We start from the raw sequence: 19,405 nt of genomic DNA on the forward strand, positions 1-19,405 counted from the left end.
AGATTAATTGAAGAAAATTATAAAGTACATATACAAACATCCCAAGCGATGTATTATCATAGGAATACTTCTTGTTTGGTATTATTTCTCGATATCTTTTCCGCTATTTAATGACCCAACAGCTACAGTAATACAGAGTAGAGAAGGGATCTTATTAGGAGCAAAAATCGCTAAAGATGGACAATGGCGTTTTCCTGAAATTGATAGTGTCCCTTATAAGTTTGAGCAAAGTTTATTAGCTTTTGAAGATCAACAGTTTTATAGGCATTTTGGATTTAATCCAATAGCTATAACCCAAGCGTTAATAGAAAATATTAAGGCACAAAAAGTTGTAAGAGGAGGGAGTACGTTGACACAACAAGTGATCAGACTTTCTCGTAAAGGAAAAAAGCGAACGTATATAGAAAAGATGATCGAATTAATTCTGGCTACACGGCTAGAATTAGGGGTGTCAAAAAATGAAATTTTAAAACTGTATGCATCTCATGCCCCCTTTGGAGGGAATGTTGTTGGTCTTGATATGGCTGCATGGCGATATTTTGGATTACCTGCAAACCAACTTTCATGGGCAGAAAGTGCGACACTTGCAGTTTTACCTAATGCTCCAGCATTAATATATCCAGGAAAGAACCAATTAAAATTAAAAAGAAAGCGAGATCACGTGCTTAAAACGTTATGGGAACAAGGAACTATTGATTTATTGACGTATGAATTAGCCCTAGAAGAAAACTTACCACAAAAACCCTATGCCTTACCGCAAATAGCACCTCATGCATTGATGCAAATTGCAAAACAAAATGAAGGTATGCGTGTACAAGCAAGTATTAAATATGATTTACAAAAACAAATAAATACGATCGTACGACAGCATTATGAGATACAAAAACAAAACGAAGTATATAATATGGCTGTCGTAGTCATAGATGTATCTACTAGAGAAGTGTTAAGTTATGTAGGGAATACCCCAACAGATAAACAACATCAAAAAGATGTAGACATTATACAAGCACCGCGTAGTACAGGAAGCACCTTAAAACCGTTGTTATATGCGGCAATGTTGGACAAAGGAGAATTATTACCAGAACAACTAGTACCCGATATCCCTACAGTAATTGCAGGATATAGTCCAGAAAATTATGACGAAACATATAACGGAGCTGTCCCTGCTAATCGAGCTCTAGCAAGATCGCTCAATATACCCGCAGTACGTTTATTACAACAATATGGATTGGCGCGTTTTAGAGAAGAAATTCAGGCTTATAAAATCAAAGATTTGAAGTTTAGTGCAGACCATTATGGCTTATCGTTAATTTTAGGAGGAGCAGAAGCTAGTCTTTGGGATTTGTGTAAAACCTATGCAGGCTTAACAGGAACATTGAATCATTATCAAAAAACATCAAGTGAATATTATACACAAGAATTTGTTGACCCTAAGTTGATTAAAACAGGAACGATAGATTTTGGTAAAAAAGTAAAAGAAGAACCTATAGTAGGAGCAGGAAGTATATGGTTGACTTACGAAGCAATGAAGGAGGTTAACAGACCAGAAGGAGATGAGGCGTGGGAGTTTTATGATTCATCAAGGCAAATTGCATGGAAAACAGGAACTAGTTTTGGTAATAGAGATGCATGGGCAATAGGAACAACTAGTGATTATGTTGTGGGAGTTTGGGTAGGAAATGCAGATGGAGAAGGGCGACCAGAATTAACCGGAGTACATTCGGCAGCACCAGTGTTATTTGATGTTTTTAATCTTTTGCCTAGAAGTAAATGGTTTGAAACACCATATGACGATGTAGTCAAGGTTGAGGTATGTACCAAAAGCGGATTCTTAGCCAGTGCGATTTGTCCTAAAAAAGAAGTGCTTGTTCCACAATTAGGAAATAAGATGAATTCTTGTCCGTATCACCAACAAATACACCTAGATGCACAACGACAATATAGAGTGAATTCTAGCTGCGAACCAGTAGCACAAATACAACAAGCCTCTTGGTTTGTATTGCCTCCTTTGATGGCGTATTATTATAAAAATACTGATGCTACTTATAAAGCATTACCACCATATAGAAGTGATTGTCAAGTTGACGAACAAAAGATCATGGATTTTATTTTTCCAAAAGAACGAGGAAGTGTTTTTTTAGCCAGAGACTTTAATGGGAAAGTTAACGAAGTCATTTTAAAAGTAGCACATACACAACCCAAAACTAAAGTGTTTTGGTATCTCGATAATCAGTTTTTGGGAACAACACAGCAATTTCACGAAATGCCTATTTTACCGAGTATAGGAAAGCATATGATTACCGTACTCGACGAATATGGTAATGAAATAAAAAGAGTATTAGAAGTTAAGGAATAAAAAAAGCAACCACCACAATAAGTATAGTATTGTGATGGTTACTTGGCAAAAAACACAGGTATGATAAAACAACCTAAATAAAACCCTTAATAATATTTAAAAATCATTCCGAAATTAAATGCAGTTTCTTTATTTACATTACGTCCTTCAAGAGTAGTGTCATATCCAGCAGATAATCCTAAATGTTCAAGAATAGGCACATATAAAGCGACATTTAACTTGGTATAATCAACTTCGGTTTGAGGCAATGCTGCAGGACCACCTGCATCTGCAAATTCTTGTGATCCAATGTCAAAACCAGTTAAAGAATTTTGAATTCCTAATTGCGTATGTACATAGAAGAATTTATGAAAATAACCTACTTTAAAACTATACAAAATAGCATTAGGTACTTCATAATCTGAATTTTCTCTTTGGCTGTAGCCAAATTGCGCTTCGGCAAAAAAGTGATCTAGTGCTGTGTATTGAGCAATAGCTAAGCCATCTATGGTAGTAGCATTACTTCCTAAAGATAAAATACCTCTACCGTCATAATTACCTACAGGAACATTTACACCAGTAGCACCACCTAAAGCTAGAGAAGAATGTTTGAATTTTTTTTCAAAAGCACGAGCCTTAACAAAGACACTTAAATCTTGAATACCATCAACCTCACTTGAACCTTGAATAGGATCAGGAATATTCTCTTCATTCTGAGTGGTAATATAAGGAAGAGAGGCTGTGGTAGAGAGCCAATTATTAATCCCATACTCTCCATAAATACTGTAGATAGACGAACTGACTTCTCCAAAATTGGCGGGGTTACCATCGGTTAAATCAGTACCGCGATAAAATTTGTCATTACTTTTGTACGTATGACCTACAGCAACAGTAATTTCATTCTTTTTAGGGTAAAACCCACTTACGGGTGATTGCGCATTTATGACAATAGTGGGGAAAATAAGCATAGCCAAAGAGACCAAAGCGCTCTTTGGGGTGTTTACGAAATTCATAGTCTTGATTTTTTTATGATTACATACCTTAGACGTGGATCATTTCAAGACCTTAACAATGAATTATGTTAACGAATGCTTAATATTTTGGAATAAAATGTTAATGCTCTAGTTTTTTACTAGAGTTTATGGTTTTACCTCAAAGGAAAACCCTTTGCAGCCCACCATGGATGCATTTCGATAACCAAACGACCAGCTTTTACCATAGGATCAAGATTAGCTAGACTATCAGCTATTTTTAAAGTAGGAGTATTATAAATGGTAATACCTCTAATATCTCCATCATCACCAAATGGACCAGAAATATCTGCATAGCCTAATTCATACATTTTACCCAAATGCGCTAAATGCAACTGTTGTAAACTATCAGTTTCAGTTTTATTTTGAGAACGACTAGGCCCTTTCTTTAAAAAAGCGATAAAGTATTGCTGCATGATGACTGTATCACCGGTTTTATCATCTACATAATCAAAGATTTTAAAGCCATTGTTTTTTAAGTCAGCTTTAATAGCAGCAACAGAAGGAGCAGGAGGTGTTTTTATTATTTCTATTTCTTCGATCACTTCTTTTTTAGCTTGCTCTTGTTGAGGTTGACAAGCAAAAAGAGTACATAGACTAGCAAATACAATAAATCGTTTCATGAGTTTAGTTGTTTAGTTTTCCCGTAATAAAGATACTATTTCTTGATGTATTTTTTGAATATGGATTTTTTTATAGCTAAGTAGCCTTCGACTGTGCTCAGGCTACAAATGATATGCGGTCACTGAGCACATTCGAAGTGACATAGTTCTCTCATAACTCACCAACTTAAACTCATTCCTAATCACTCTTCACTTAGAAAAACTACCAATTAGCATAAGGATTTTTACTCAGTTGTGAGTTATAATATCGTGAATCTCCAGTAACTTCTTCTCCCAACCAATCCGGTTTTGTAAACGTTTCATTTTCGTCTTGTAATTCAACTTCGGCTAGGATCAATCCTTGGTTTTCTCCTTCAAAAATATCTACCTCAAAAAGATGAGCATCAACTTGCACTTCATATCGGGTTTTATCGATCGCTCCTTTTTCGCAAAGCGCTAATAATTGTTCCGCTTCGGTTACAGGGATTTCTTTTTCCCATTCAAATCGAGAAGTACCAAATGCATTTCCTTTTCCTTTTATAGTAAGAAAACCTTTATCACCTTTGATACGTACACGTACTGCTCGCTCTGGGTGCGAATTGAGATAGCCTTGTACGATACGAGTGTTCGTTTGAGCCATTGCTATAAAAGCAGTAGAAGTAACTAAAAATTTGCGCTCGATTTCGATCATGATTCCTACATTTAAAAAACAAATAAACGGAATATTTATAGAAGAACTTTAGTTGGAAGGATACGAATCTTATGGTGCAATAATTTTGCATGAGTTTCTTAAATGAAAAAGGGTATTAATGATATAAGTTTTAAATTTGTAAAACAAACTGCACCTAGGGAATCAATTGGAAGAAAGTATAGCAAATAGAAAAATTATTCATGTAGATATGGATGCCTTTTATGCTTCTGTAGAGCAGATGGATAATCCAGAGCTTAGAGGAAAACCTCTTGCTGTTGGTGGTGGCGGAAAACGAGGAGTAGTGAGTGCAGCTAGTTATGAAGCAAGAGAATATGGAGTGAGATCGGCTATGAGTGGTGTAGCTGCTAGACGTAATTGTCCCGATTTGATTTTTGTAAGACCTAGATTTGAACGCTATAGCGAAATCTCTAAGCGAATTAGAAAAATATTCTATGACTATACTGACTTGGTAGAACCCTTATCGCTAGACGAAGCTTATCTGGATGTTACCGAAAATAAAAAAGGAAATCCCAGTGCTTCTATGATAGCCCAAGAGATTAGGCAACGTATTCTTGACGAAATAGGGTTGACTGCTTCTGCAGGGATTTCGATTAATAAATTTGTAGCCAAAATTGCTAGTGACTATAATAAGCCTAACGGACAAAAAACAGTACCACCTCACGAAGTATTGGAATTTCTTGAAGCATTGGATGTGAAAAAGTTCTACGGAGTAGGTAAGGTAACCAAAACCAAAATGTATGGTTTGGGTATTTATACAGGTAAAGACCTTAAAGCGAAATCAGAAGCATATTTAAGAGAACATTTTGGTAAAGCAGGAGGACATTATTATCGTATTGTACGCGGAATACATTTGAGTCCGGTAAAACCAAATCGCGAACGAAAATCATTGGCAGCAGAACGAACGTTTATAGAGAATATCTCGTCAGAGATTTATATGTTAGAACGTCTAGAAAATATAGCTGAAGAACTCCAACGTCGCTTAAAAAGAAGTAAAGTAGCAGGAAAAACAGTTACTTTAAAAATCAAATACAGTGATTTTTCATTACAAACCCGAAGCAAAACCTTGCCGTATTATATTAGTGATGCAGCCATACTTCTAGAAACTGCCAAGGAATTATTATATCAAGAAAAGCTAAAAAACTCGGTACGTTTATTAGGGATTTCTTTATCCAATCTCAATACAGGAAAGAAAAAAGAAAAGCAAAAGCAAGAAGTAGAGATTATACAGTTAAAGTTTGATTTTTGATAATTAATACGTAATAAGATTGAGGTTAATGCGTAAAAAAATAATTATGCATTTGAGTAAATTGTTTTCATGAATAAGTAAGTATATTTATGGAAACTACTACAAAAAATACAATAATTACAGGGCTATTTTTAATAACATCCACAGTTATTGGAATATTTGTCACGTGGGCAATTACTTCGAATACATATAAGGTAGAAATTGAAATGATAAGAGATAATTCGATTTCAAAAGAGATAGTTGAAGATAATTATATTGTTAAAGAAGAATATGATAAGTTGATAAGAGATAAAAAAAGCTGGGATATTCAAAAGAAAATAATAATAGATAGTCTCAAAGAAGAACTTATATATATGAAAAGAAAATTTGTTGCTAATGAAATAGAAAAATTCCCTAGAATTGAAGTTGATGAGTTTTTATATGAATTTGAAAATGTATATCAAGATGCTAGCGAGATAATTATCGATATAAAAGTAACAAATTTAGGAAATGATATTAAAAATGGGTTTAATAGATATGATACATTTATTCAAACTCCTGATGGATTTGAATATTATATAACTAAGATTTTGAGAGGAGGAAGAAAGAATTTTTTAAGCAAGTATGAATTTAAAAATATGGAAAGTGTATTATATACTATTAGTTTTGGGAAAATCTCTTCACAATTAAAATATGATAAGTTAATTTTTAAAGGAGTTAATGTATTCGGAAAAAGAATATATAAGAAAATGAATGTTATGTCTAAAAAATAGTAATATTAACTTTATTTATTAAAATGTAACGAGTGACTAGACATTTTTAAATATTGATTTTCTATAATAATTACTTATCACTCATCACTCATCACTAATTAACTAAATAACTAACATTAAATTTTATTTAAAATCTCGGCAGCTTGTTCTAAGGTTTCTTCGGTTTTGGCAAAGCAAAAACGAAGTACTTTATCATCTTGTTGTTTATGATTAAATACCGATACAGGTATAGATGCAATTTTATGTTCGCGTGTAAGTCGCTTTGCAAAATCTACATCATATTCATCGGTAATTGCACTATAGTTTAATAACTGAAAATAAGTACCAGCTGCTGGTGTAAACGTAAAACGAGAATCTTTAATTAAGGATAAGAAGAAATCCCGTTTTTGCTGGTAAAAATCAGGTAACGCTTCATAATGCTCTGGATGCTTCAGGTAAATAGCTAATGCTTGTTGGATAGGATGATTGCTACAAAAAACATTGAATTGGTGTACTTTTTTAAACTCGTCCATTAGAGCTTTTGGCGCAAGGCAATATCCCATTTTCCAACCCGTGGTGTGAAACGTTTTTCCAAAAGAAGCCGTAATAAAAGCTCTTTCGCGTAAGCCAGAAAACTTAGCAGCACTTTGATGTGTTTGTCCGTCAAAAATAATATGTTCATACACTTCGTCACTCAGCAAAATAATATCAGTATCCTTAAGTAAATCTTGTAGTGTAAGCATATCACTTTCAGATAAAATAGTTCCGCTAGGATTATGAGGTGTATTGATGATAAGCATACGTGTTTTAGACGAAATTTTGCTACGAACCTCTTCCCAATCCACTTTAAAATCTGGAGCCGATAATTGCACAGGAATGGTTGTTCCACCATACAATTCGATAGCAGGCTCATAAGAATCATAAGCAGGTTTTAAGACAATAACCTCGTCACCAGGATGTACAAAAGCGGCAATAATAGTAAAGATGGCTTGTGTTGCACCAGAGGTAACGGTGATGTCTGTATCAGGATGATAATTGCTTTGATAAAGAGTGTTTGTTTTTTGGGTAATGATATGACGCAGTTCAGGAATTCCAGCCATAGGAGCATATTGATTATACCCTTTGCGCATGGCTTTATTAACAAGATCCATCAAACGTGGACTCACTTCAAAATTAGGGAAACCTTGAGATAGATTTAATGCATTTTCTTGAACAGCCAAGCCGCTCATAATCGTAAAAATGTTGGTTTCTACATTAGGTAATTTTGAAATAAGTGGAGTCATAATCAGTTGTGTTTATTGCCATAAAGAAACAAAAAAGAATTGACCTCAAATGTCAATACGATGTTAAGAAAGAAAAACAAGCAATAAATAACGTTAAAATGCTAAATGTAAAATTTAAAAGAAATTAATTTATGGTCACTGAGCCTGCCGAAGTGACCATAAATTTGATGATCATACCTGTAACCTGAGCCTGCCGAAGGCTATTGTTACATTCAATATTCTAAAATCTTTAATTTGATTATAAATATACGCTCTTCCTAGTATAATAGGATTCATCCTTCAGTTTTTGATATTGTCCATAAAAAATGAGAATTCTCTCAAAATTGATAAGGGTAAAGTGAATAAAGTTCAAACGTTTTCGTAATGAGGGGATTAGTGCTAAAAAAAGCTTCTTTATACTCATTATAAATAATTACAATCGAATTACAAACCAAATAGAAAGCTTGTTAAAGACGCTATCGAATCTTACTTTTGTTACTTGAACACAATTAAAAATAATAATAAATAATGGGTGGATTATTAAAATCTTCGATCGCAAGAAAAGTAGCAATGGCACTTTCTGCTTTCTTCCTAATGTTTTTCTTATTGCAGCACTTTGCAATTAACATTACCTCGATTTTTCCAGATAATGGAAAAACTTTTAATGAGTTATCTCATTTTATGGGAACTAATCCATTAGTACAGTTTGTATTACAACCTGTATTAATTTTTGGAGTGGTATTTCACTTTGTAATGGGATTTGCTTTAGAGTTAAAAAACAAAGGTGCTAGAGCAGTTAAGTATGCAAAAAACAACGGAGGAGCAAACTCTACATGGATGTCGAGAAACATGATTTACAGTGGACTGTTTATCTTGATTTTTATCGTAATTCACTTTATTGATTTTTGGTTTCCAGAATTGAATACAAAATTCGTTAAAGGAGATTGGTCAGGAATGCATGATGGAGAGTTTAGATATTTCGATGAATTACAACACAAATTTGCAGCTGCTTGGAGAGTTGCATTATATTGTATTGGATTTGTGTTCTTAGCATTACACTTATTACACGGTTTCAACTCAGCATTCCAATCTGTAGGAGCAAATAATAAGTATACAAACGGATTGAAGACTTTTGGTAAAGCGTATGCAATTATACTTCCGGCAGGATTTATCGTTATCGCATTATTTCACTTTTTCAGTCATTAACATTAATAGTACGAGAGCATGGCAATATTAGATTCAAAAGTACCACAAGGAGTGCCATTAAAAGATAAATGGACTACTCATAAAGATAAAATTGATTTAGTAAACCCTGCCAATAAACGTCTTATTGATGTTATTGTTGTGGGGACAGGATTAGCAGGAGGATCTGCGGCAGCAACTCTTGCAGAATTAGGATATAACGTAAAAGCATTTGCTTATCAAGATTCACCTCGTAGAGCGCACTCGATTGCAGCGCAGGGAGGAATCAATGCAGCAAAGAACTATCAAGGAGATGGTGACTCTGCTTACCGTTTATTTTATGATACCGTAAAAGGAGGAGATTACCGTTCGCGTGAAGCAAACGTATATCGTCTAGCAGAGGTATCTGCAAATATTATCGACCAATGTGTTGCACAAGGAGTTCCTTTTGCACGTGATTATGGTGGATTATTAGATAACCGTTCGTTTGGAGGTGTATTAGTATCTCGTACATTCTATGCCAAAGGACAAACAGGACAACAATTATTATTAGGAGCATACTCGGCAATGAACCGCCAGATTGCTCGTGGAAAAATAGAAATGTTTAACCGTCATGAGATGCTAGATGTAGTAATCGTTGATGGTAAAGCACGTGGGATTATAGCACGTAACTTAGTAACTGGAGAGATCGAGCGTCACTCGGCTCACGCAGTTGTAATTGCATCTGGAGGATACGGAAATGTATATTTCTTATCTACAAATGCAATGGGATCTAATGCTACTGCAGCATGGAAAATCCATAAAAAAGGAGCGTATTTTGCGAACCCATGTTATACGCAAATTCACCCAACATGTATTCCACGTTCTGGAGACTACCAGTCAAAATTAACATTAATGTCTGAGTCTTTACGTAATGATGGACGTATTTGGGTACCAAAGAATATGGAAGATGTAATGGCAATTCGTGAAGGTCGTAAAAAGCCAACGGACTTGTCTGAAGAAGAAAGAGATTATTACTTAGAAAGAAGATATCCAGCATTTGGTAACTTAGTACCACGTGATGTTGCCTCTCGTGCAGCAAAAGAGCGTTGTGATGCCGGATATGGAGTTAACGCTACTGGTGAAGCAGTTTATCTAGATTTTAAATCTGCGATTGAGCGTTACGGAAAAGAGCAAGCAAAACTTCAAGGAATCGATAACCCATCTGCAGCTAAAATTACAGAGTTGGGAGAAAAAATCGTTGAAGCAAAATACGGAAACTTATTCCAAATGTATGAGAAAATCGTTGATGATAATCCATACAAAACACCAATGATGATTTATCCAGCAACACACTATACTATGGGTGGAATTTGGGTAGATTATAACTTGATGACAACAATTCCGGGTTGTTATGCTATTGGAGAGGCAAACTTCTCTGATCACGGAGCTAACCGTTTAGGAGCTTCTGCATTAATGCAAGGATTGGCAGATGGATATTTCGTATTACCATATACAATAGGAAATTACTTATCAAACGATATTCGTACAGGAAAGATCTCTACAGATACCAAAGAGTTTGATGAAGCAGAAAAAGCAGTTAAAGATCGTATAGATTTCTTTGTAAATAATAAAGGAGAACATTCTGTTGATTATTACCACAAGAAACTAGGAAAGATCATGTGGGAAAAATGCGGTATGTCTCGTAATGAAGATGGATTAAAAGCTGCAATGAAAGAAATCAAAGCATTACGTGAAGATTTCTGGAAAAACGTAAAAGTTCCTGGAAAAGCTGGAGAAATGAATCCAGAATTAGAAAAAGCAGGTAGAGTAGCCGATTTCTTAGAATTAGGAGAGCTATTTGCTAAAGATGCCCTAGAGCGTAATGAATCTTGTGGAGGACACTTCCGTGAAGAGTCTGTAGAACTTGATGGATTACAAAAAGGAGAAGCAAAGCGTAATGATAAAGATTTTGCTTATGTAGCTGCTTGGGAATATAAAGGAGAACCAGCAGATGCTGTGTTACACAAAGAAGAATTAGAGTTTAAAGATATCGAATTAAAGCAACGTTCTTATAAGTAGTAGTTAGTGACGAGTCAGGAGTAATAAGAAATAATTTATGAGTATAACTTCTTACAAAGAATTAATAGTTTGGCAAAAAGCTATGAGTTTAGTACAAGAAGTTTATAGATTTAGTTCTAATTTTCCTGAGTACGAGAGATTTGGATTAACTAGTCAAATCAATAGAGCAGTAGTCTCGATACCTTCTAATATTGCCGAAGGATGGGGAAGAGGCTATCATAAGAATTTTGTTCAGTTCTTGAAAATAGCTAGAGGCTCATTGTATGAACTAGAAACACAAGTATTAATAGCAAAAGAATTATATAGTATTGATAGCGAAAATATCGATGGTTTAATAAATGAGATTAGTAAAATGTTAAATACACTAATCAAAAAACTTGAAGAAAAAGAATAGAACTTTTCTCTTTTCGCTAATTACTAAACACTAAATAGTTATGAATTTAACACTTAAAATTTGGAGACAGAAAAGTTCTAACGATAAAGGACAGATGGTTGAGTACAAAGTGTCTGAGATTTCAGAGCATATGTCATTCTTAGAAATGATGGACGTACTTAACGAACAATTAATCGCTGCTGGTGAAGAGCCTGTAGCATTTGATCATGACTGTAGAGAAGGTATCTGCGGTATGTGTTCGATGTATATTAACGGAGAAGCACATGGACCAGATAGAGGCGTAACTACATGTCAGTTACATATGCGTATGTTTAATGATGGTGATACAATTACAATTGAGCCATTTAGAGCAAAAGCATTCCCAGTAATTAAAGATTTAGTAGTAGATCGTTCTTCGTTTGATCGTATTCAACATGCAGGAGGATATATCTCTGTAAATACCTCAGGAAATACACAAGATGCTAATGCACTTCCTATTGCCAAAGAAGCAGCTGATAAAGCTATGGATGCAGCAACTTGTATCGGATGTGGTGCATGTGTGGCAACATGTAAAAATGCATCTGCTATGCTATTTGTAGGAGCAAAAGTTTCTCAATATGCATTATTACCTCAAGGACAAGTAGAAGCAGCAGATCGTGTAATGGCTATGGTTAAACAAATGGATTTAGAAGGGTTCGGAAACTGTACCAACACTGGAGCTTGTGAAATTGAGTGTCCTAAAGGAATTTCTCTAGAAAATATTGCACGTATGAATCGTGAATATTTAAAAGCGAGTTTAAAAGGATAAAACACTATCTTATAAAATTATATAAAGCTCTTCATCTTATAGATGGGGAGCTTTTTTATATAGTAAAATAATGATGAAGATAAGACTTAAGTAAATTTGGAATATAAAAAAACGGTTGTCTTTATATTAAGACAACCAGTTTTTTTAAGAAAAATAATTCTTCAACATAAACTCTGATGAAGAATATTTGTTTCGTATTTCTTTAATTGTTTCCAAAGCTTGATCAACTTTGTCTTGTTCTCTGTATGATGCTCCAAGTGGAGAGCCTGAAAAAAAACTTAGTAAAATCAATAAAATACTATTATTTGACTTTTTTCTATCAAGATCAATATCAGGTAATTCATTTAAATAATTTAAAATGAAATCATCATTAACATTTGAAATTAAAAAAGTTTTAAGTTCATCAGCATACTGTTTAAATTGCTTAATATCTTCCAGGTTTGGTTTTGTATTAAGTAATCGATCTGCTTGTACCTGAATATCTTTGATTTGTCGATGAATGTTGTTGTTCATAAATTTAATTTTCTTTGAGCGGCAAAGATAAAGAATCCACAACTTTCTTTGGTGGAGTATAGATTAACTTAAAACTCTTTTTGGTCATCACAGCATCGTTAATAGTAAACGGCTTTGGCATCATATCTTTTGAACGGTTTTCGATAGTGAATTTTGGATGAGATAAAAGATCAAAAGAAGATTCAATTACAGTAAATGTAGGTACTGAATCTTTATGAAAAGTCATTTTTAACTGCAAAGGCCTGTTTTTGTTTACATGATAAGTAACAAGTCCTTTTTTCCATCTTTTGGTAAAAGCATTATAGGTTTTATTTCCATAGTTAAAATCCTCGGTAGTCACTCCATTAGCTTCCATAGCGTCAAAATTAAATATTGTGTTGGTATAAACATCCATACGGTTAATACTACGTCGCGGTGTAATGGCTAAAGTAACTGTTCTTTGATCTTGAATAATAGCATCATTTACAATGATAAAATTAGGTTCAGGAATGTCTTTAACATCGGTTTTTGTAGTAAAGCTAAATTGCTTTCCATATTTACTGTCCAATTGCATTGTATTATAACGTTGAGCGTCGTTTTGAGCAACGTTAATATATTTTTCTGTCCATGGGTCAAGAATTTGATCATAAGTTGCCCAAGTGGCTTCATTTGTATCCTTATCTAAAAAGTAAACCAAACTATTAGGTTTTTGTCTCCCCTCAGCAAAACTAGAAGTAGTATGCGCATAAATTAAAGCAACAAGAGTTACTCCAAAAGCAAGATGACTTAATAAGTGTTTTTTAGTAATAAAAGCAAGAACAGGAAGTAGTAATGAGAATAAGAAAACAGTTAAGATTCCAGATACAAAGGTGATGCCTAAGCCTAGTGCTACAGGAAAAGCTTTGATAAATGGAGTAATAATAAATATAGCAGGCAATGCTAATATGGTTAATAAATAACTGTTAGGTTCTTTTTGTCTTATAGTGATCCATAAACTAATTAATCCAAAAAATGCAGGAATGATAAAATAACTGGCTCCTTTTAAATAGATCGCTACCATAGCAGATACGACAAGCCACAAAAATAATGGAGCTACTAGCATACTTGGAACTTCTTCTTGATAATTGAATTTACCGTATATCTTAAATGATATAGCTAATGCTAAGGCAACAAAAACAAGAATATAGGTATAACCGTTATAAGTAAAACCATGTTGTATCTCACTATAATGTGGATAGATTAAACTAATAACTTTCCATAATCCAAAACCAATTGCACCAGTGAGTATTAATGAGAGTAGTACAGTCCATAATCCTTTAAAAACAAATTTAAAATGAATACGCTGTTTAGATTTTCCATAAATAATTATCGCTATAAAAAGAATGATAGCAAAAAATAGCATAGGGAAAATCCAACTAAAAGGATATTTAACAAGCTTAAAAACAGGTACATCAAAATAGATATAATCTTGATTTGATTTTAAAGAAGAAAGATCAGCATCTGCAAAATAATTTAGCAAAGGCATTAAATAACTCCCTTGATGTTGTAATGTATTTAGGTCTAAATTTTCCCAAGTATCATTTGCAGTATGATAATCAAAATGATCTCCGATAAAAGCAAAATTGAATCCTTCTATATCTGCTTCTTCTCTAAAAACAGTAAGATCAGTATCATTAGGTAACATTTTATAAATACTATAAGCCAATGAGTTTGCAGCTGGATGCGAGGGATTAGCATTTGTAAACTCTTCAATTAATTGCCCATTTTTAGTATTTGTTTCTACGAGCATAAAAGATTCACCACCACTACCACGAGCTTCAAAGTTAAGAACGAGTCCTACCTTTTTTGCCCAAGGGTGTTTATTTACAAAAAGTTTAGCTCCGTTAAGACCTAGTTCTTCACCGTCTGTAAAACAAATAATAATATCATTTTTAGGCTTTTTGTTGGTTGCCAAAAAAGCTCTTACACCTTCTAATATTGTAGCAACACCACTAGCAGCATCACTAGCACCAACAGCAGAATGTGGGTCACTATCATAGTGTGATAATAATACTAAAGCCTTTTTTGAATCAGATCCTTTGATTCGAGCAATAATATTTTGAGGTTGACTTAGTTCCCCTGTTTTATAAATCGAATACCCTTCTTGAATCTGAGTTTGAAGTCCCATTTTCTGTAACTCGTTTATAATATATCGTTTGCTTTCTTCGTGAGCTGTACTACCTAGATAATGTGGAGCTTTGGCAATATTTTTGACAAAATCAAGTGCTCGTAAAGTAGAAAATTCTTCAGATGGAGTGTCTAATCCGCTAATAGAATGAGGTGTACTTCTATACAAGCTAAACCAGGCAGCTATTAATAAAAGAACAAATGAAATAAGTAATGAAAGTTTTTTCATGATAGCAAAAGATGCTTTAATGTTAGTTTTAAGTGATTTGATGTTGAGTGATTTTAGTATTAATAGAAATTTACTATTAATAACTGGTATTAAATGTACTAAATAATGCTGAATCAAAGGTTTATAAAAAGTAAAAGTTGCTTAAGTGTTTTGAAATCATTATATTAAAAGAAAAGCTAAGCGTCTATGGGTATATTTAATTTTAGAGGAGCGCGCTCCAAAACGAAACCAACTGCCGAATTACCGATTCAGGTGTCTGATTACATGTCTAAAAAATTAATCACTTTTAATCCGGATCAATCCGTATTAGAGGTTATGGAGACATTAATTAAGCATAAGATATCGGGCGGACCAGTTGTAGGGAAAGAGAATGAATTGCTAGGTATTATTTCTGAAGGAGATTGTATAAAGCAAATCAACGAAAGTCGATACTATAATATGCCTATGGAAAACTTTAATGTCGAAAAGTTTATGGTGAAAAATGTTGAAACGATTGAAGGTAACGTGAGTATTTTTGACGCGGCAAATCAATTTTTACAATCCAAAAGAAGGAGGTTTCCTATCATTGAAAATGGAAAATTAATAGGATTGATAAGTCAGAAAGACATTTTAAAAGCAGTCTTAAAATTAAACGGACAGCGATGGAGAGACAAGTAAATTACTTGAAGAACAAATGATAATCGTTCAGAATAACATAATTTCTGAACGATTTTTTTATACCTAAGAATACTTAAAAACATACACTAAAAATGTAAAACACTAAATAGAAAAGTTAAAAGTGTTTTAGTAGATGATTCAGAGGTAGTTTGATATTTTTTGAGTAAACAAATCTAAAATTACCAATTGATATTCTTGATTTAGTATTCGATATTCCTGTAACGGCCTATCGAAAGTATAACGTAAAATTTGCAATGAGAGAAGCGTAAAATTAGCTAATATTGGAGTTGGTTAGTTAAGTAGTTTTTGAGTCACTTCGATTCCGCTCAGCGAAAAATAAGCAATCGTTATTGTTGAGAAACTATATTAACTATTGCGTTTAACCAGAGCATAATAATCATTCTCTAATGGTAAATACCCTTGATCATAAACAAAATAATAAATAGTACCAGATTTTGTGGTGTAAATACTGGTGATATAGTTAAAATCAAAACCTTTTGCTATTAATTGATTTCGTGTAGCTTTAGATTTTTCATTTGGGTTTAGCGATTCTAGAATTCTATAATTTTTACGTAAACGATTATTGATATTTCTGATCAAGTTTTTACTATCCTTGTTGACTTTATTGTTATATGCATTACGACAATAATCATTACAAAACTTTTTATCGATTCGTCCGATAATAGCTTCACCACATTCTAAACATTGTTTTGCCATAAAGACTTATTGTTTGTGATAGTTAAATTTGGCTTCTTTTTCTTTTCCATTATTATGAATAACAACATAAATATTCATTTCTGTGTCACTGATTTTTTCAAAAGTAAATTGATCAAAGAAGACTTTATTGCCATCTAATTTGATAAATTTAAAATCAACGGTTTCTTCTTTTTCTTCCCAACCATGTAGATTTGCATCAAAATGTTTGAGTTGGAGTAAAAGTGTATTGTCTTTTTCGGTGATAGTACCTAGTTCATAAAACTTAACTTGATTATCAACTACCAATTTAAATGAAAACATCATAGAGTTGCCTAATGGATTACTCCATATTTCTTCCGTTTTACCACCAAAAGCTTCGCCAGTCCAATAACCACTAATCCATGAGATATCTTGTAGCGAGGCTTTAGTAGCTACATGATTTTCTTGATATTTAAGTGTGTGTTGCGCCTGAAGACCAATAAAACTTAAACAAAAAAGAAGTGTATAAATAAACTTCATGGGTTGTATTTTGAATAACAGTTAATAATATAAGGAAAATCAAGCAGAGATTAAAAAAACACCCTGAGCTAGTCGGTATGTATTAGGAGGAATCTCGGCTATAGTTTTGATTTCGGGTGAAAGTTTACTGAGTGTAATCGATGTGTTAAGAAAAAGTTAATGCGTAATTCTGTATATGAATATGACAAAAGTATTTAATAGATTTATACTAGGTCAAAAAAGATAAACTGCTATATTCTTAAGGAAATAATCAGCTGATTAGAATATAGTAACTAGATCTTAATCAATAAATATAGTTTCATAAAAAATCAAATTAAATGTTTAATAATATACCCCTTTTTAGACTCACCTTACTTTAAAAAATAGGTTTTATTTAATTTTAAAAGACTTGTAATAATACAAGATGCTAGGATGTTTTTATGATATTCATAGTAGCTATTTGTATACCTCATTTTACCAAATCATAAAAAAATAAATCGAATGAAACCAGCAGAAAGTCAAGTTATTATTAGCATTGGCGGAGAAAACTTACATAGTTTCGAAGAACTTCGTTTAAATCAACAAATGCAGAATCATCATGAGTTTGAACTATGGATAGATGCAGATGTAAAAGAAAATGAAGGATCCTTTACTCTAGATCGAGCACAGACATGGTTAGGAAAGACTATTGTCATTACTCAAAAAAAGCAAGAATTTATCGGAATTGTGACACAATTAAAAATGGTGCAAACAGATGGACATCATAGTTTATTGCATTTAAAAGGGTATTCCAAAACCATTCTATTGGATAAGGTAAGGAAACTGAAGAGCTGGAGAGAAAAAGATCTAGAGAGTATCATAAAAGAAGTTTTACAGCAAACTACTTTTGCAAAACAAATACGACCAAACTACCGACAGAAAATAAATTATCAAGCTCAGTATCAGGAAACCAATTTTCAGTTTTTGCAGCGACTTGCACAAGAATACCATGACTGGTTGTATTATGATGGGAAGCAATTAAATTTTGGTAAACCAAAAGAACCTGAAGCTGTTTCTATAGAATACGGTAAAGAAATTACCGAAATGAAAATAGGAATTGATACTACAGCACCACATCAAGATCGTTATAGTTATGATTCGATGAACCATACTATGCATAGGAGTAATAGTAATAAAAATGTGGAAGGCCTTAACGAATTGGCACATCATGCGTTTGAAACCTCCAAAGAAATGTATCCAGATGGTCATCAAGGTTATTTATGGGGAAGAACAAAACATAAAGGTGAATTGGACCAAGCTGTAGAATCTGAACAAAGTGCATTAGCAGCCAATTTACATACTATAGAAGCAAAAAGTAGTCAAAAAGATTTGACAGTAGGAAGTATAATTAAAATACAAGCTTCTAGGTATGATATGAAAAGTTTTGAAATCAAGCCTTTGGGAGAATATATTATTACTCAAATAAACCATCATTTTTCGGGACGTTTAGAGTATGAAAATCAATTTAAAGCGGTACCTGCAGGTATTGTGTATTTGCCTAATCAACAATACCATCGTCCACAAGCACATTCTCAATTAGCAGAGGTAATTAGTAATGCAGACCCAATGGGTAAAGGACGTATACAAGTGCAAATGCAATGGCAAACTGGTGATATGAAAACAGCTTGGATACGTGTATTAACACCCAATGCAGGAAGTTCTTCAAATCACAGTCGCAATAGAGGACAAGTATTCATTCCAGAAGTAGGGGATCAAGTGATGGTAGGATTTAGATATAATGATCCTAATCGTCCTTTTGTAATGGGAAGTGTATATCATGGAACTAATGGATCAGGAGGAAAACACAATAATAACTACAAAAGTATTATTACACGATCAGGGCATGTCGTAGAATTTAATGATACTGATAAGGCTGAATCTATTACGATTACAGATAGAAAAGGGAATAATTTGGTTATCGATACTGCTGGTGAATCTATTACTATCAATGCATTAAAAGATATAACTATTAATGCGGGTGAAAATATAAATATTACTGCAGGTAAAAACATTATCGTAAATGCAGGTGATAATATTGATGAGAATGCAGGAAAAAATATTTCCTCAAGAGCAGGAAAAGATATACTTCAAAATGCCAGTGGAGATATCAAAGAAAAAAGTAACAATATTATAGAAATTGCGGATAAAGACTACAAAAGAGAATCTATACAATCTGATGTGTATGGGGCTAAAGTAACGATTAATAGCATAAAAGAAGATATAGATATTTTAAGCTCTAAAACTGTTAATATTAACGCTTCAGAAAAATCTAATCTTTTTTAATT

The 19,405-nt window shown here is 33.3% G+C and carries 17 protein-coding genes; 9 read left to right on the forward strand and 8 right to left on the reverse strand.

Features of this window, described 5'->3' with window-relative positions:
* Positions 1-7: 7 nt before the first annotated feature.
* Positions 8-2,356: a penicillin-binding protein 1C gene (gene pbpC, locus ACYEKI_RS07095; RefSeq protein ID WP_459210474.1), complete on the forward strand. Its 2,349-nt coding sequence runs from the start codon at positions 8-10 to the stop codon at positions 2,354-2,356.
* 86 nt (positions 2,357-2,442) lie between these two features.
* Here the strand turns inward: pbpC and ACYEKI_RS07100 are convergent, their stop codons facing one another.
* The 3 genes from ACYEKI_RS07100 to ACYEKI_RS07110 form a co-directional block, all read right to left on the reverse strand.
* Positions 2,443-3,348, reverse strand: a complete 906-nt coding sequence (locus ACYEKI_RS07100; RefSeq protein ID WP_459210475.1) for a transporter — start codon at positions 3,346-3,348, stop codon at positions 2,443-2,445.
* A 134-nt stretch (positions 3,349-3,482) separates the two neighbouring features.
* Positions 3,483-3,989 carry a YciI family protein gene (locus ACYEKI_RS07105; protein WP_459210476.1) on the reverse strand — a complete coding sequence of 169 codons (507 nt, stop codon included), beginning with the start codon at positions 3,987-3,989 and terminating at the stop codon, positions 3,483-3,485.
* A gap of 202 nt (positions 3,990-4,191) precedes the next feature.
* Positions 4,192-4,659, reverse strand: coding sequence for a CYTH domain-containing protein (locus ACYEKI_RS07110; protein ID WP_459210477.1), 468 nt, complete (start codon positions 4,657-4,659; stop codon positions 4,192-4,194).
* Between the two features lie 166 nt (positions 4,660-4,825).
* On the opposite strand from ACYEKI_RS07110, the gene dinB reads away from it, so the two are divergent.
* Positions 4,826-5,926, forward strand: coding sequence for a DNA polymerase IV (gene dinB, locus ACYEKI_RS07115; protein WP_459210478.1), 1,101 nt, complete (start codon positions 4,826-4,828; stop codon positions 5,924-5,926).
* An 89-nt stretch (positions 5,927-6,015) separates the two neighbouring features.
* Positions 6,016-6,678 carry a hypothetical protein gene (locus ACYEKI_RS07120; protein WP_459210479.1) on the forward strand — a complete coding sequence of 221 codons (663 nt, stop codon included), beginning with the start codon at positions 6,016-6,018 and terminating at the stop codon, positions 6,676-6,678.
* A 116-nt stretch (positions 6,679-6,794) separates the two neighbouring features.
* Here ACYEKI_RS07120 and ACYEKI_RS07125 read toward each other — a convergent pair whose 3' ends face one another.
* Positions 6,795-7,940, reverse strand: a complete 1,146-nt coding sequence (locus ACYEKI_RS07125; RefSeq protein ID WP_459210480.1) for a methionine aminotransferase — start codon at positions 7,938-7,940, stop codon at positions 6,795-6,797.
* Positions 7,941-8,447: 507 nt separating this feature from the next.
* Between ACYEKI_RS07125 and ACYEKI_RS07130 the strand changes: the two genes are divergently transcribed.
* From ACYEKI_RS07130 to ACYEKI_RS07145, 4 genes are read left to right on the forward strand one after another with little or no spacing between them, the layout of a single operon-like run.
* Entirely contained in the window at positions 8,448-9,125 is a 678-nt protein-coding gene (locus tag ACYEKI_RS07130) for a succinate dehydrogenase cytochrome b subunit (RefSeq protein ID WP_459210481.1), read from the forward strand.
* Positions 9,126-9,143: 18 nt separating this feature from the next.
* Complete coding sequence (locus ACYEKI_RS07135) at positions 9,144-11,162, forward strand: fumarate reductase/succinate dehydrogenase flavoprotein subunit (protein WP_459210482.1); 2,019 nt, start codon at positions 9,144-9,146, stop codon at positions 11,160-11,162.
* 37 nt (positions 11,163-11,199) lie between these two features.
* Positions 11,200-11,556, forward strand: coding sequence for a four helix bundle protein (locus tag ACYEKI_RS07140; protein WP_459210483.1), 357 nt, complete (start codon positions 11,200-11,202; stop codon positions 11,554-11,556).
* Between the two features lie 40 nt (positions 11,557-11,596).
* The gene (locus tag ACYEKI_RS07145; RefSeq protein ID WP_459210484.1) at positions 11,597-12,343 is read left to right on the forward strand and encodes a succinate dehydrogenase/fumarate reductase iron-sulfur subunit; all 747 of its coding nucleotides are present in this window, start codon (positions 11,597-11,599) and stop codon (positions 12,341-12,343) included.
* Positions 12,344-12,487: 144 nt separating this feature from the next.
* Here ACYEKI_RS07145 and ACYEKI_RS07150 read toward each other — a convergent pair whose 3' ends face one another.
* Together ACYEKI_RS07150 and ACYEKI_RS07155 are read right to left on the reverse strand one after the other, a co-directional pair.
* A complete protein-coding gene (locus tag ACYEKI_RS07150; RefSeq protein ID WP_459210485.1) occupies positions 12,488-12,856 on the reverse strand; it encodes a hypothetical protein in 369 nt (122 codons plus the stop codon).
* 4 nt (positions 12,857-12,860) lie between these two features.
* The gene (locus ACYEKI_RS07155) at positions 12,861-15,230 is read right to left on the reverse strand and encodes a M20/M25/M40 family metallo-hydrolase (protein WP_459210486.1); all 2,370 of its coding nucleotides are present in this window, start codon (positions 15,228-15,230) and stop codon (positions 12,861-12,863) included.
* A 186-nt stretch (positions 15,231-15,416) separates the two neighbouring features.
* On the opposite strand from ACYEKI_RS07155, the gene ACYEKI_RS07160 reads away from it, so the two are divergent.
* Complete coding sequence (locus tag ACYEKI_RS07160) at positions 15,417-15,887, forward strand: CBS domain-containing protein (protein ID WP_459210487.1); 471 nt, start codon at positions 15,417-15,419, stop codon at positions 15,885-15,887.
* 366 nt (positions 15,888-16,253) lie between these two features.
* Here ACYEKI_RS07160 and ACYEKI_RS07165 read toward each other — a convergent pair whose 3' ends face one another.
* Both ACYEKI_RS07165 and ACYEKI_RS07170 read right to left on the reverse strand, forming a co-directional pair.
* Positions 16,254-16,604: a hypothetical protein gene (locus ACYEKI_RS07165; protein ID WP_459210488.1), complete on the reverse strand. Its 351-nt coding sequence runs from the start codon at positions 16,602-16,604 to the stop codon at positions 16,254-16,256.
* Positions 16,605-16,610: 6 nt separating this feature from the next.
* Positions 16,611-17,102, reverse strand: a complete 492-nt coding sequence (locus tag ACYEKI_RS07170; RefSeq protein WP_459210489.1) for a DUF6265 family protein — start codon at positions 17,100-17,102, stop codon at positions 16,611-16,613.
* A gap of 480 nt (positions 17,103-17,582) precedes the next feature.
* Here ACYEKI_RS07170 and ACYEKI_RS07175 point away from each other — a divergent pair, with 480 nt between their 5' ends.
* On the forward strand, positions 17,583-19,403 hold the full coding sequence (locus ACYEKI_RS07175) for a type VI secretion system Vgr family protein (RefSeq protein ID WP_459210490.1): 1,821 nt from the start codon (positions 17,583-17,585) through the stop codon (positions 19,401-19,403).
* Positions 19,404-19,405 lie beyond the last annotated feature (2 nt).

The sequence above is a fragment of the Aquimarina rhabdastrellae genome (assembly GCA_947387485.1).
Classification (GTDB): Bacteria; Bacteroidota; Bacteroidia; order Flavobacteriales; family Flavobacteriaceae; genus Aquimarina.

Bases quoted from the DNA above. Each gene is read 5' to 3' on its own strand.
- ACYEKI_RS07100 (WP_459210475.1), bottom strand. From the start codon at position 3,348: ATGAATTTCGTAAACACCCCAAAGAGCGCTTTGGTCTCTTTGGCTATG.
- ACYEKI_RS07105 (WP_459210476.1), bottom strand. From the start codon at position 3,989: ATGAAACGATTTATTGTATTTGCTAGTCTATGTACTCTTTTTGCTTGT.
- ACYEKI_RS07110 (WP_459210477.1), bottom strand. From the start codon at position 4,659: ATGATCGAAATCGAGCGCAAATTTTTAGTTACTTCTACTGCTTTTATA.
- ACYEKI_RS07120 (WP_459210479.1), top strand. From the start codon at position 6,016: ATGGAAACTACTACAAAAAATACAATAATTACAGGGCTATTTTTAATA.
- ACYEKI_RS07125 (WP_459210480.1), bottom strand. From the start codon at position 7,940: ATGACTCCACTTATTTCAAAATTACCTAATGTAGAAACCAACATTTTT.
- ACYEKI_RS07130 (WP_459210481.1), top strand. From the start codon at position 8,448: ATGGGTGGATTATTAAAATCTTCGATCGCAAGAAAAGTAGCAATGGCA.
- ACYEKI_RS07135 (WP_459210482.1), top strand. From the start codon at position 9,144: ATGGCAATATTAGATTCAAAAGTACCACAAGGAGTGCCATTAAAAGAT.
- ACYEKI_RS07140 (WP_459210483.1), top strand. From the start codon at position 11,200: ATGAGTATAACTTCTTACAAAGAATTAATAGTTTGGCAAAAAGCTATG.
- ACYEKI_RS07145 (WP_459210484.1), top strand. From the start codon at position 11,597: ATGAATTTAACACTTAAAATTTGGAGACAGAAAAGTTCTAACGATAAA.
- ACYEKI_RS07150 (WP_459210485.1), bottom strand. From the start codon at position 12,856: ATGAACAACAACATTCATCGACAAATCAAAGATATTCAGGTACAAGCA.
- ACYEKI_RS07155 (WP_459210486.1), bottom strand. From the start codon at position 15,230: ATGAAAAAACTTTCATTACTTATTTCATTTGTTCTTTTATTAATAGCT.
- ACYEKI_RS07160 (WP_459210487.1), top strand. From the start codon at position 15,417: ATGGGTATATTTAATTTTAGAGGAGCGCGCTCCAAAACGAAACCAACT.
- ACYEKI_RS07165 (WP_459210488.1), bottom strand. From the start codon at position 16,604: ATGGCAAAACAATGTTTAGAATGTGGTGAAGCTATTATCGGACGAATC.
- ACYEKI_RS07170 (WP_459210489.1), bottom strand. From the start codon at position 17,102: ATGAAGTTTATTTATACACTTCTTTTTTGTTTAAGTTTTATTGGTCTT.
- ACYEKI_RS07175 (WP_459210490.1), top strand. From the start codon at position 17,583: ATGAAACCAGCAGAAAGTCAAGTTATTATTAGCATTGGCGGAGAAAAC.